General features: G+C 37.7%; 11 protein-coding genes and 2 pseudogenes. 11 read left to right on the top strand and 2 right to left on the bottom strand.

Annotation, left to right across the window (positions count from 1 at the left end; all coding sequences use genetic code 11):
* The first annotated feature begins 20 nt into the window (after nucleotides 1-20).
* The 9 genes and pseudogenes from SK637_RS08320 (at nucleotide 21) to rpsI (ending at nucleotide 8,599) form a co-directional block, all read left to right on the top strand.
* Nucleotides 21-440 (top strand): chromosome partitioning protein ParB, encoded by a 420-nt coding sequence (locus SK637_RS08320; protein WP_033689385.1) that lies wholly within the window; start codon nucleotides 21-23, stop codon nucleotides 438-440.
* A complete protein-coding gene (locus tag SK637_RS08315; RefSeq protein ID WP_050489882.1) occupies nucleotides 415-894 on the top strand; it encodes a GNAT family N-acetyltransferase in 480 nt (159 codons plus the stop codon). Before SK637_RS08320 ends, SK637_RS08315 begins: the two co-directional genes overlap by 26 nt.
* A gap of 270 nt (nucleotides 895-1,164) precedes the next feature.
* Nucleotides 1,165-2,211, top strand: a complete 1,047-nt coding sequence (pheS, locus tag SK637_RS08310; RefSeq protein ID WP_000103743.1) for a phenylalanine--tRNA ligase subunit alpha — start codon at nucleotides 1,165-1,167, stop codon at nucleotides 2,209-2,211.
* Nucleotides 2,211-2,720 (top strand): GNAT family N-acetyltransferase, encoded by a 510-nt coding sequence (locus SK637_RS08305; RefSeq protein WP_033689384.1) that lies wholly within the window; start codon nucleotides 2,211-2,213, stop codon nucleotides 2,718-2,720. Before pheS ends, SK637_RS08305 begins: the two co-directional genes overlap by 1 nt.
* Nucleotides 2,721-2,796: 76 nt before the next feature.
* Nucleotides 2,797-5,201: pseudogene (gene pheT / locus SK637_RS08300) on the top strand (phenylalanine--tRNA ligase subunit beta).
* A gap of 235 nt (nucleotides 5,202-5,436) precedes the next feature.
* Nucleotides 5,437-6,330: an ABC transporter ATP-binding protein gene (locus SK637_RS08295; protein ID WP_000895282.1), complete on the top strand. Its 894-nt coding sequence runs from the start codon at nucleotides 5,437-5,439 to the stop codon at nucleotides 6,328-6,330.
* Nucleotides 6,327-7,526: an ABC transporter permease gene (locus SK637_RS08290; RefSeq protein WP_033689383.1), complete on the top strand. Its 1,200-nt coding sequence runs from the start codon at nucleotides 6,327-6,329 to the stop codon at nucleotides 7,524-7,526. Before SK637_RS08295 ends, SK637_RS08290 begins: the two co-directional genes overlap by 4 nt.
* A 215-nt stretch (nucleotides 7,527-7,741) precedes the next feature.
* Nucleotides 7,742-8,188: a 50S ribosomal protein L13 gene (rplM, locus tag SK637_RS08285; protein WP_001044624.1), complete on the top strand. Its 447-nt coding sequence runs from the start codon at nucleotides 7,742-7,744 to the stop codon at nucleotides 8,186-8,188.
* Between the two features lie 18 nt (nucleotides 8,189-8,206).
* A complete protein-coding gene (gene rpsI / locus SK637_RS08280; protein WP_000075964.1) occupies nucleotides 8,207-8,599 on the top strand; it encodes a 30S ribosomal protein S9 in 393 nt (130 codons plus the stop codon).
* Between the two features lie 95 nt (nucleotides 8,600-8,694).
* Here rpsI and SK637_RS08275 read toward each other — a convergent pair.
* A pseudogene (locus tag SK637_RS08275) lies at nucleotides 8,695-8,991 on the bottom strand (tyrosine-type recombinase/integrase); the annotation flags it as partial.
* A gap of 244 nt (nucleotides 8,992-9,235) precedes the next feature.
* Here SK637_RS08275 and SK637_RS08270 point away from each other — a divergent pair.
* Together SK637_RS08270 and SK637_RS08265 are read left to right on the top strand one after the other, a co-directional pair.
* Nucleotides 9,236-10,351, top strand: a complete 1,116-nt coding sequence (locus SK637_RS08270) for a hypothetical protein (RefSeq protein ID WP_033689381.1) — start codon at nucleotides 9,236-9,238, stop codon at nucleotides 10,349-10,351.
* A gap of 82 nt (nucleotides 10,352-10,433) precedes the next feature.
* The gene (locus SK637_RS08265; RefSeq protein ID WP_033689380.1) at nucleotides 10,434-11,876 is read left to right on the top strand and encodes a HEPN domain-containing protein; all 1,443 of its coding nucleotides are present in this window, start codon (nucleotides 10,434-10,436) and stop codon (nucleotides 11,874-11,876) included.
* A gap of 348 nt (nucleotides 11,877-12,224) precedes the next feature.
* Here the strand turns inward: SK637_RS08265 and SK637_RS08260 are convergent, their stop codons facing one another.
* On the bottom strand, nucleotides 12,225-13,433 hold the full coding sequence (locus tag SK637_RS08260) for an ATP-binding protein (protein WP_033689379.1): 1,209 nt from the start codon (nucleotides 13,431-13,433) through the stop codon (nucleotides 12,225-12,227).
* Nucleotides 13,434-13,541 lie beyond the last annotated feature (108 nt).

Genomic DNA, 13,541 nt, shown 5'->3' with positions numbered 1-13,541 from the left:
ATTCCTTTGAGGAGAAAGAAATGAAAGTCAATATAGCAGATCTTCATCCGACTCAACTATACTTATCAGAAAAGAAGTTGCAAGATATTCAGATGCTTTATCAGTCGGTAGAACTAAACAATGTTGATCCAATTAGTATTCTTGCATTTGGAAATTGCTTGTTGATTACAGATGGGCATCACAGGGCTTATCAGGCTTTATTGGCAGGTTGGGATACGATTTCTGCTGAGTGGGATAGAGATGGTGGTGATGAACTATATCACCTCTATGTGCAAGCTTGTGAGGAAAGAAAGATTTACTCTGTTCTGGATTTAAAAAATCATATCTTAGCTCAAGATGAGTATGAAGCAAAATGGTATAACTGGTGTGATGGTTTTAATCAAGCAGCAACTCTCTTATTGAAAAGGAAAGCTGATGAAACAGATTTTACAAATAGATAATTCACTACGTCTCGTTCCTTATTGTAAGGTCAATCATTGTGAGGAAGCTTTTGCTTGGTATCAGAATGTGGACTTGGTTTACCTCGTAGATGGGGTGAAGCTTCCTTACAGTCAAGAAACTTTGGAAGCCATGTATTCCTATTTGGATCAGCATGGGGAGCTTTTTTGGATTGAAGTCAAGAAGAAGGGAGAATGGTTTCCAATTGGGGATGTTACACTATCTCAGGATAGTCTCCCCATTGTGATTGGGAATCCCGCTTACCAACATCGAGGACTTGGAAAAAAGATTCTAAGTACTTTGATTGAATTGGCTCGAGTAAAAGGCTGGAAAGAATTGAAAGTCAAGGAAATCTACACCTACAATCATGCTTCTAGGAGATGTTTCAAGTCGCTTGGATTTGTGGAAAATGGAGCAACAGAAAAAGGAATGAGTTTTGTATTGAAATTAGTCTAATCTAACTTGTTTTTTAACTAAAAATCTGATAAACTAAGTAGTAATTGAATAGAAATCTGCAAGACTAGTATCCCAAGGGAAGTATATCAGGGAGGAGAGCCGTGACTGCAAGCTCTCTATATGAAAGCTGGGTGAATTCACTTGCGCATGGATTTAGAAATGAAGGTCTGGCTTGTCAGATGAAAACGGATGGTACCGCGTGTCAACGCTCCGAGTGGAGTTTTTGGCATGCGGTTTTCTTTTTATCTACGAGCGACTGATGGAGGAATTATGTCAACTATTGAAGAACAATTAAAAGCGCTTCGCGAAGAAACGCTGGCTAGCTTAAAGCAGATTACTGCTGAGAATGAAAAAGAGATGCAAGATTTGCGTGTTTCTGTCCTTGGTAAAAAAGGATCGCTTACTGAAATCCTCAAAGGGATGAAAGATGTCTCTGCTGAGATGCGTCCAATTATCGGGAAACACGTCAATGAAGCTCGTGATGTCTTGACAGCTGCTTTCGAAGAGACAGCTAAGCTTTTGGAAGAAAAGAAAGTAGCTGCACAATTAGCTAGCGAGAGCATCGATGTGACGCTTCCAGGTCGTCCAGTTGCGACTGGTCACCGCCACGTTTTGACACAAACCAGTGAGGAAATCGAAGATATTTTCATTGGGATGGGTTACCAAGTCGTGGATGGTTTTGAAGTGGAGCAAGACTATTATAACTTTGAACGTATGAACCTTCCAAAAGATCACCCAGCTCGTGATATGCAGGACACTTTCTATATCACAGAAGAAATCTTGCTTCGTACTCACACGTCTCCAGTTCAGGCGCGTGCTATGGACGCCCATGATTTTTCAAAAGGGCCTTTGAAGATGATCTCACCAGGGCGTGTCTTCCGTCGTGATACGGACGATGCGACCCATAGTCACCAGTTCCACCAAATCGAAGGATTGGTAGTTGGGAAAAATATCTCTATGGCTGACCTTCAGGGGACGCTTCAATTGATTGTTCAAAAAATGTTTGGTGAAGAGCGTCAGATCCGTCTGCGCCCATCTTACTTCCCATTCACAGAGCCATCTGTTGAGGTGGATGTTTCTTGCTTCAAGTGTGGTGGAGAAGGCTGTAACGTATGTAAGAAAACTGGTTGGATTGAGATTATGGGTGCCGGTATGGTTCACCCACGAGTCCTTGAGATGAGTGGTATCGATGCTACTGTTTACTCTGGATTTGCCTTTGGTCTTGGACAAGAGCGTGTAGCCATGCTCCGTTACGGAATCAACGATATCCGTGGATTCTACCAAGGAGATGTCCGCTTCTCAGAACAGTTTAAATAATGATTAGAAAAGTAGAAATGGCAGATGTTGAGGTGTTGGCTAAAATTGCCAAACAAACCTTTCGTGAAACATTTGCGCATGATAATACGGAAGAGCAGTTACAGGAATACTTTGAAGAGTCTTATAGTCTGAAAACTTTGTCAACTGAGTTGGGAAATCCTGACTCTGAAACCTATTTCATTATGCATGAAGAGGAGATAGCTGGTTTTCTCAAAGTCAACTGGGGAAGTGCTCAAACTGAGAGAGAATTAGAGGACGCTTTTGAAATTCAACGCCTCTATGTGCTACAAAAATTCCAAGGATTTGGACTTGGTAAGCAGCTTTTTGAATTTGCTCTGGAACTTGCTACAAAAAATAGTTTTTCTTGGGCTTGGCTAGGTGTTTGGGAGCATAATACAAAAGCTCAAGCATTTTATAATCGATATGGTTTTGAAAAATTTAGCCAACATCATTTTATGGTTGGTCAAAAAGTAGATACGGATTGGTTACTGAAAAAGAAATTAAGGTAAGAAGATGATTCTTCTATTGAAATGATAGGAAAGGAAAAGAACCAGAGAGGCAACTGTCATTCTGGAGAACTAAATTATGCTTGTATCTTATAAATGGTTAAAAGAATTGGTGGACATTGATGTTCCATCACAAGAGTTGGCTGAAAAAATGTCAACTACAGGGATCGAGGTAGAAGGTGTGGAATCACCTGCTGCTGGTCTCTCAAAAATTGTCGTCGGTGAGGTCTTGTCTTGCGAAGATGTTCCAGAAACTCACCTTCATGTTTGTCAGGTTAACGTTGGCGAAGAAGAAGCCCGCCAAATCGTTTGTGGTGCACCGAATGTGCGTGCTGGTATCAAGGTTATGGTGGCACTTCCGGGAGCTCGTATCGCTGACAACTACAAAATTAAAAAGGAAAAATCCGTGGTTTAGAGTCACTTGGAATGATCTGTTCTCTTGGCGAATTGGGAATTTCTGATTCAGTTGTGCCTAAGGAATTCGCAGATGGCATCCAAATCTTGCCTGAAAACGCAGTTCCAGGTGAGGAAGTCTTCTCATATCTAGACTTGGATGATGAAATCATCGAACTTTCAATCACCCCTAACCGTGCGGATGCCCTTTCTATGCGTGGGGTGGCTCACGAAGTAGCAGCTATCTATGACAAGGCAGTCAATTTTAAAGAATTTGATTTAACAGAAACAAACGAAGCCGCTACAGATGCACTTTCTGTAGGCATTGAAACAGACAATTCGCCTTACTATGCAGCTCGTATCTTGGACAATGTGACCATCGCACCAAGTCCACAATGGTTGCAAAACCTTCTCATGAACGAAGGAATCCGTCCAATCAATAACGTAGTGGACGTGACCAACTACATTCTGCTCTACTTTGGTCAACCAATGCATGCCTTTGACTTGGATACCTTTGAAGGGAGTGACATCCGTGTACGTGTAGCGCGTGCTGGTGAAAAATTGGTGACTTTAGATGGTGAAGAACGTGACTTGGACGTGAATGACCTAATCATTACTGTCGCTGACAAGCCAGTAGCCCTTGCCGGTGTTATGGGTGGTCAAGCAACAGAAATCTCTGAAAAATCTAGTCGTGTTGTCCTTGAAGCTGCAGTCTTCAATGGAAAATCTATCCGCAAGACCAGTGGTCGCCTCAACCTTCGTTCTGAGTCATCTTCTCGCTTTGAAAAAGGTATCAATGTGGCAACTGTTAACGAAGCCCTTGATGCGGCAGCTAGCATGATTGCAGAGCTTGCAGGTGCGACGGTGCGTAAAGGTATCGTTTCAGCGGGTGAACTTGATTCTTCTGATGTGGAAGTTTCTTCAACTCTTGCAGACGTTAACCGTGTCCTCGGAACTGAGCTTTCATACGCTGATGTCGAAGATGTTTTCCGTCGTCTTGGCTTTGGCCTTTCTGGAAATGCAGATAGCTTTACAGTCAGCGTCCCACGTCGTCGTTGGGATATCACAATCGAGGCAGACCTCTTTGAAGAAATCGCTCGTATCTATGGATATGACCGCTTGCCAACCAGCCTTCCAAAAGACGATGGGACAGCTGGCGAATTGACAGCCACACAAAAACTCCGCCGTCAGGTTCGTACGATTGCTGAAGGAGCAGGTTTGACAGAAATCATCACCTATGCTCTAACAACTCCTGAAAAAGCAGTTGAGTTTACGGCTCAACCAAGTAACCTTACTGAACTCATGTGGCCAATGACAGTGGACCGTTCTGTCCTCCGTCAAAATATGATTTCTGGTATCCTTGATACGGTGGCTTATAACGTAGCTCGTAAGAATAAAAACTTGGCCCTTTACGAGATTGGAAAAGTCTTTGAACAAACAGGAAATCCAAAAGAAGAACTTCCAAATGAGATCAACAGCTTTGCCTTTGCCTTGACAGGCTTGGTTGCTGAAAAAGATTTCCAAACAGCAGCAGTTCCAGTTGATTTCTTCTATGCTAAGGGAATCCTTGAAGCCCTCTTTACTCGTTTGGGACTCCAAGTAACCTATACAGCAACATCTGAAATCGCTAGCCTTCATCCAGGTCGTACAGCTATGATTTCACTCGGTGACCAAGCTCTTGGTTTTCTTGGCCAAGTGCATCCAGTTACTGCTAAGGCCTACGATATTCCAGAAACGTATGTAGCTGAGCTCAACCTTTCAGCCATCGAAGTAGCCCTTCAACCTGCTGCTCCATTTGTGGAAATCACGAAATTCCCAGCAGTCAGCCGTGACGTGGCTCTACTCCTCAAGGCAGAAGTCACTCATCAAGAGGTTGTGGACGCGATCCAAGCTGCAGGAGTGAAACGTTTGACAGATATCAAACTCTTTGACGTCTTCTCAGGTGAAAAATTGGGACTTGGTATGAAGTCAATGGCCTATAGCTTGACCTTCCAAAATCCAGAAGACAGCTTAACGGACGAAGAAGTCGCACGCTATATGGAAAAAATCCAAGCATCACTCGAAGAAAAAGTGAATGCAGAAGTACGTTAACTCATCAATCCATCCTTCGGGGTGGATTTTTACTTTTCAAATAACAATTCAGGATCAAAAATAGACAGTTGAGGAACAGAGAAGATAAATTGGAGTTTACCAGTGTATAATGTACTCATAACTCAAAGTACACTAAGATTTTTTACTAAAATGAGGATGATAAAAATGGACAGAAATTATTGTAAAGGCTATCAAAAAGGAGTATAATGAGTGCAAGACATTTCGGAGGTGAAAGATGCTAGAAGTAAGAAGTCTAGAGAAAAGTTTTGGACCTAAGCAAGTTTTGTTTGGTATTGACTTTCAAGCGCGACCAGGTCGTATTTTGGGACTAGTCGGGAAAAACGGTGCTGGGAAGACAACGATTTTCCACAGTATTTTGAAGTTTTTAGAATATCAAGGAGAAATCAGTCTGGATGGGCAGGATATTCGTCAAGAGACCTATGCTCGGATTGGCTATTTGCCTGAAGAACGCAGTCTCATGCCTAAATTGACAGTCCTTGAACAAGTTCGTTACTTGGCGACTCTAAAAGGTATGGATGCCAAGGAGGTCAAGGAAAAACTCCCTCAATGGATGAAGAGGTTGGAAGTGAAAGGGAAGCTGACAGATAAAATTAAGAGTCTGTCAAAAGGAAATCAGCAGAAGATTCAGCTCATCATTACTTTGATTCATGAGCCAGACTTGATTATCTTGGATGAGCCTTTCAGTGGCTTGGACCCTGTCAATACAGAATTGCTCAAGCAAGTCATTTTTCAAGAAAAAGAACGTGGGGCAACCATTATCTTTTCTGACCATGTCATGACCAACGTCGAGGAGCTTTGTGACGATATTCTCATGATTCGAGATGGTCGTGTGGTCTTGCATGGACCAGTTCAGGATGTCCGCAATCAATACGGGAAAACGCGTCTCTTTGTTTCAAGTGAACGAAGCAAGGAAGAATTGGAAAACCTTCCTCATGTCAAACAGGTGAGCTTGACCAAACAAGGTAGTTGGAAATTGATCTTGGAGGATGAGAGCGCTGGAAGGGAACTTTTCCCAATCTTGACTCAAGGGCAATATATCGCAACCTTTGACCAGCAAGCGCCAACAATCGATGAAATCTTTAAACTAGAATCAGGGGTGGAAGTATGAGAAATATGTGGGTTGTAATGAAGGAAACCTATCTTCGACATGTCAAATCGTGGAGTTTCTTCTTTATGGTGATTTCACCATTCTTGTTTATCGGTCTCTCTGGAGGAATTGGCTATCTCCAAGGCTCTTCTATGGCTCAGAGTGGCAAGATAGCAGTAGTCAGCACTGTTCCAGCTGTGACAGACAGTCTTAAATCTACCAATGGTCTCAATTTTGATTATCAGGATGAAGCAAGTGCTCAAGCTGCTATCAAGGATGAAAAATTAAAAGGCTATCTGACCATTGAGCAAGAGGATAGTGTCTTGAAGGCAGTTTATCACGGTGAAACTTCCCTTGAGATTGCTATTAAGCTAGGAGTAACGAGCAAGTTAAATGAGCTTCAAGATCAACTCAATCGTTCGGCAGCCAATTTGTCACAAGAACAGGAAAAACGCTTGGAACAAACAGTTAACTTTACGGAGAAAATTGATGAGTCCAAGGAAAATAAAAAAATGATTCAAACCTTTGCGGCCGCAGGGCTTGGTTTATTCCTTTATATGATTTTGATTACTTATGCTAGTGTCACTGCTCAGGAAGTGGCTAGCGAGAAAGGAACCAAAATTATGGAGGTGGTCTTCTCTAGTATCCGAGCTAGTCATTATTTCTACGCTCGCATGCTGGCTCTGCTTCTTGTGATTTTGACCCATATTGGCATTTACGTCGTGGGTGGACTTGCTGCCATTCTTCTCTTTAAAGACCTACCAATCTTGGCACAATCTGGTATTTTAAACCATATAGGAGAGGCTTTCTCGCTCAACACCTTATTGTTTGTCTTGGTTAGCCTCTTTATGTACGTTGTTTTAGCAGCCTTCCTAGGTTCTATGGTTTCTCGTCCTGAGGACTCAGGAAAAGCCTTGTCACCTTTGATGATTTTGATTATAGGTGGTTTTTTTGGAGTGACAGCTCTAGGTGCAGCTGGTGACAATCTCATCTTGAAGATTGGTTCATATATTCCCTTTATTTCGACTTTCTTCATGCCGTTTAGAGCTATTAATGGTTATGCAAATGGGTTAGAAGCTTGGATTTCGCTTGCTATTACGATTGCTTTTGCAGTAACGGCAACAGTCTTTATCGGACGCATGTATGCTAGTCTCGTTCTGCAAACAGATGATTTAGGTCCTTGGAAAACCTTTAAACGTGCCTTATCTTATAAATAGAAGAGCCTCGCGAAAGCGAGGTTTTCGAGAGACAAAAAGAGTGGAATTTAGAAAAATATTTTTCATATCTATTGACTTTTAGGGGTAAAATTTGGTATGATAGTAGGCGGTATTGTTTACCCCATTTGAAAGGCCCCGGAACCTTCCAAATACTTTTCGATGGGAAGGAACACCCATCACCGTAAACAAAAATCGAACTATATATAGGAGAAATCATGAACAAAACAACATTTATGGCTAAACCAGGCCAAGTTGAACGTAAATGGTACGTAGTTGACGCAACTGATGTACCACTTGGACGTCTTTCTGCAGTAGTTGCTAGCGTACTTCGCGGAAAAAACAAACCAACATTTACACCACACACTGATACAGGTGATTTTGTGATTGTTATCAATGCTGAAAAAGTTAAATTGACTGGTAAAAAAGCAACTGATAAAATCTACTACACTCACTCAAACCACCCAGGTGGATTGAAACAAATCTCTGCTGGTGAACTTCGTTCTAAAAATGCAGTGCGTTTGATCGAGAAATCAGTTAAAGGTATGCTTCCACACAATACTCTTGGACGCGCTCAAGGTATGAAGTTGAAAGTATTTGTTGGAGCTGAGCACACTCACGCTGCACAACAACCAGAAGTTCTTGACATTTCAGGACTTATCTAAGGAAAGGAACAATAAAGTATGTCACAAGCACAATATGCAGGTACTGGACGTCGTAAAAACGCTGTTGCACGCGTTCGCCTTGTTCCAGGAACTGGTAAAATCACTGTTAACAAAAAAGATGTTGAAGAGTACATCCCACACGCTGACCTTCGTCTTGTAATCAACCAACCATTCGCAGTTACTTCAACTGCAGGTTCATACGACGTTTTCGTTAACGTTGTAGGTGGTGGATACGCTGGTCAATCAGGAGCTATCCGTCACGGTATCGCTCGTGCCCTTCTTCAAGTAGACCCAGACTTCCGCGATTCATTGAAACGCGCAGGACTTCTTACACGTGACTCACGTAAAGTTGAACGTAAGAAACCAGGTCTTAAGAAAGCTCGTAAAGCATCACAATTCTCAAAACGTTAATCAATACGATTATATCAACGTTTCAAAGCACTCAAGGGTTTACCCTATGGGTGCTTTTTTCTATACTTTCTAAAAAAGTTTGCCCTAAAATTACCCTACTTATTTTTAAGATGTTGGTAGGCAACTTGTCCAGCAGATAACGGAACTATGTTTGAAGTATTAACATAAGTCTTAGTTGTAACGGTATCGCTATGAGTTAATGCTTCAGAAATGGCTTCTAAGCTCATTCCTGCTTGTTTAGCAAGTGCCGCTCCTGTATATCGTAATTTATGCGGTGTGGCGTGTGCCAGCTCTTTATGTCGCTTTCTGATACTTTTCATTTTATTGTTTAGATAGTCAGCATGTAGAGGCTTGTTGATGTTTCCTCTTGTGTCGATATAGCAAAAAAACAATGGAAATTCCATTGTTTTTTTGCTATATCGACACTATAATATGACTGGGAGCTGGCAAAGTCAGTTGCTTTAAAACGTTAATTGATACGATTATATCAATATTTCAAAGCTATTTGCAAAGTGCTTTTCTAGGTTTACACTTAAAATAATTGTTAAGTTATATAGGAACCTTCTAGATAAAGACTGAGTACTTTTAGAGTATAATATAGTTATGTAGAGTTAAAAAGAATTGAGGAAAGTAATATTGGCTAAATCTCACATATCAGAATTATTACCAACTAAGTATAGAAAACGTCATCAATTAATGCTATATTTGTATGATATACTAGTTGATATTTTGGTTAAAGCTGATAAATATCAATTATCCAGTCTATCTTTTAGATTTACTAATGAGATAAATGATGAAATTGACCTGTTTGATGAACTAGATAGACAAAAAGATTTAGATATTTCTGAATATGTATATATACCTCACATCTTTTTTTCAATTTTACGTGATTTAAATTACTATCTATTTGAATCTCTGAGTTGTATAGAGAGGGGAAAAGTTACTGTTGCATTTTCTCTTGCTAGGAAACCTTTTCAAGATAATTTATTTTATTTAATTTGGATATTGGTTCAACCACATGATTTCTTAGAAAAAATACAATATGGAGAGCTTAGGGAATATGACGTAAGTGATTTGAAGGGTAAAAAAGAATTTGTTATTGACCTACTTTTAAAAGCAAAAGAATCGATTCAGTATGAAAATGGTTTTTTGGATTTTAGTAGAGAATTACTTGATCCTGAATTACTATATGACATTATATATAATCGAAAGGCAGAAAATAGTTTAACAAGTGTATTTGATCAATCTATTCATTTGGTGACAAAGAATAAAAATTATCCTACGGAAAAGCGAAATCTTAATTTTATATTTTCTGATGATAAGATTTGGGATGATTTTTGGCATTTGTTCTATGAGAAAACACCCTACATTCTAATTTATTTAGTAGAAGTAGCTATTGCTATATTTGAGAAATATTTTGATATTGATTTAGAAATAGTTACCCTTAACCGGTATATTAGAAATTTAAAGATAATTTTAGCTTTATCTGGAGAAGAAAATAAAGAATTAGAAAGTATTTTTGATTTCATATTTAATGGTGATAATCTTAGCATGACATGTGAAGAATGCGGGAGGATATATAAGTTCAATATCAATTTAGTGAGGGAAATAAAAGAAGATTATCTATATACTTGTCAGAATTGTGGTTTTGTAGAGAGACTAGGGCAATATTTTGTGAGTGATGAATTACTGAGTAATAAAAGAAATATTCTGATTGATAACTCGAATGATGAGAATTGGAAGCTGGTCTAATACAATTAAAAGGTAGTACCGACATAAAAATCATAGTTTAGAAAGTTTTGAAGATTTTTGAAAAGCAATCAGAAAGGATAATATGAAATTTAAAGATTACACTTGGAATAAAGAGTTTGAAATAAAAGGGTATTTTTCAGAACGTTCCGACGATATAGTTAGTAAGGATAACTTGAGCGGTATTTTACATTATTCTCCTAGTGAAATTGTATTAGAATTATTTGGTGGATTTGAAGAGGAATCAGGCATTTCATTCGGTTTTGGTAAGTGTTTGGAAAAGATATATGGTTTCTCCAGTAATGGTAATATTTTAATTTTAAATACTTATGGTGAACCAATGGTACATTCCTCATCTCCTGGATTTCCGATAACTAGATATAGAGTAAAAAATTTTAAAATTTACAGTGTATTTTATAATGAGCTTGGAAATTTTGATTATAGTTCTGAGGACTTTAAAGATTTAATTAATGAATTAGATTCTGAAAAAATCAAGGAATATAAATTTAGCTTTGAACATATTGAGGAATGGATTGAAAAATCATTGGTAACTGTTAAATATAGAGACAATCAAACTATTTTTGAAAGTGCAGTAAGTGAATATCAACCAACAAAAGTGTTAATAAGATCACTAGGAATGAACTTTGAAGATGTGGCAATACTCCATTCTTCATATACAACTACGTCATTTACCAGTGATTATTTTATTAAACTTATTTCAGCTGATTTAAATATAAGATATTTTGATGAATTTTATCAAGCTTCACATAAGTTTAAGGAGTTTATTGAGATTTTATCAAATATACCATTGTCTTTTACTAATATTGAATTTCTTGTTCTTTATAAAATGATAGATGGTAAGCGTATGCCACTTATAAAAGGCAAATTCTTTGTTCAGCATTCTAGAAAATCCCAAAAATGGAAATCGTATTCTCAGCAAGATATTTCTTTGAGGACATTAGAAGATAATTTTGAACATATTTTAAATCATTGGTTTGATAAATCTGAGGAACTTGAATTTATAGTGAGACAATTTTCAAAAAATCTTCATGGTGATTTATATTTGGAAGATCAGTTGGTTGATGCTATTAGGAATTTGGAAGTTTACTCTAGAAATTTTAAGAATTTTAAAAATCCGAAATGTTTATCTGATGTTGAAGAAAAAGCTAGACAATCTTTGTTTGACTTTATAAACACACATCTTTTAGAAGAGGTAAGAAGAAAATTTAGAAATAAATTGAAATTTAATCAAAAAGAGCCTAACCTTGCCGAACGTTTAAAAAATTTATTCGATTCAATTGATGAGCTTAATCTGTCTAAAATTTTTTCGAATAGTAAGAGAGAATTACTAATAAAAAAATTAATTCAAACACGTAATTACTATACTCATGGTGATTCGAAAGATAATTATCCGGAAATGATAACAGATATCAGTGAGATGTATGAAACAAAATTGCTTCTTCAAGAAGTGCTGAGATATTATATTTATCAAGAATTGGATATGAAATATAAATATAAAAAATTCTAAACCTCAAGCCATTAGCTCAATGATTTAGGATGTTTTCATGGAAATTGGAACAATTGACACAGTTGTTGAGACTTTAGTCGCTTATAAATGTGGCTGCAACCTGACAAGGTCAGTTGTCTCAAAACGTTAATCAATATGAGTATATTAACGTTTACAGACATTCAAGAATTTTCTCTTGGATGTCTTTTTTGTATAGAAATCAAGAGTTTCCATCATTGATTTTTAGTCTAGTATTAGTTTCTACTGAATAAGCTTTTTCGGCCATAACAAAACACTCCTGTTCATAGTTTCACTAGATTTTGACAGGAGTGTTTTTCTTGTGTCTCAATTTATAGGTTCAGTACTTATCTACTTTTCTAGTAACCAATCTATGATATTTTTCTTCTCAATTCCATTGTAATTGGCTGTTGGCTGAATCGTATCCATTGTTAATAGATACTTGGGGAATTGATCTTTAATGGCTTCTAGTGGTCTAAGTTCTCTTTCTAGTGTTTCTGGAGCAAGTGTTGTTTCACTGACCTGATAATAAGCGTAGTGGCCAAGATCAGTTACAACAACAAAATCAACCTCATATTTATCTAAATTACCAACATATACTTGTGAATATCTACGTCTCAATTCTAAATATACAATATTTTCCAAGATATGCCCAATGTCTTCTTTGTGGTCTGGTAATAAGAGATGCCGTAAACCTAAATCGACGGGATAATATTTTTCTAAACGTTGCAATAATGCTCTACCTTTTACATCAAAACGTGGAACGGAATAAAAAAGTAAACTATCTGTCAAAGTTGTCAAATAATTTTCCAAAGTATTATGGGATATTGAAACATTTTGGCTGACTAGGGTATTGCGAATCTTATTTGTTGATATTAAGCTACCTGTACTACTGAGAAGGGTTCGGACAATGCGCTCAATAATCGTAGGATTTGGATTTCCCAATCTAGTGACAATATCATTTAACAGTATGGAGTTGTATATTCCTCTGAGATAGTCAATTTTTTCAGCGTAAGATGATGTTTGCAATAAGTAAGGGAAAGCACTAAAGAGATAATTGTTAAAAATTTCTGTTGTATTCAGATTCTCTGAGAGAGATTGACCTGATAGGTATTCTTCAAATGATAAAGGAAGAACCTCTATCTCAACATAACGCCCAGTCAAATTTGTTGCTAATTGGCTGCTCATAAAGTAGGCATTTGATCCAGTCAAATAGAGGTCTACATTTGGCAAGATGAATAGACTATCTGCTACTAGTTCAAATTTTTCAACATGTTGAATTTCATCTAAAAAGATATAGTATGTTTTCTCCTCAACTAACCGCTCTTTTATATAAGCAAATAATGTTTGAAAATGTCGCAGTTCATAGTAACTCAAATCTTCGAAATTGATGGATATAATCTGATCCTCGTCTACCCCAGTTGCTAGTAACTCTTCTTTATAGAGTTGAAAGAGAACAGATTTACCAGCTCGTCTAACTCCACTCACAACTTTAATGATTTGGCGGTCACGATGTCTTCTTAAAAAGTCTAAATAATGTGGTCTTTTAATATAGTTCATAATAGTTACCTCACAGATAGTATAATACAAACAAATATTATTTTCAAATATTTAGAAATAATATTTAATTTATTTGATTATTTCTAAGTGTTTAGAAATAACATCTGG

This window comes from Streptococcus mitis (assembly GCF_000722765.2).
GTDB classification, from domain to species: domain Bacteria; phylum Bacillota; class Bacilli; order Lactobacillales; family Streptococcaceae; genus Streptococcus; species Streptococcus mitis_AQ.
The sequence above is the reverse complement of the archived record's forward strand: the minus strand, read 5'-3'. Positions and strand labels throughout refer to the sequence as shown.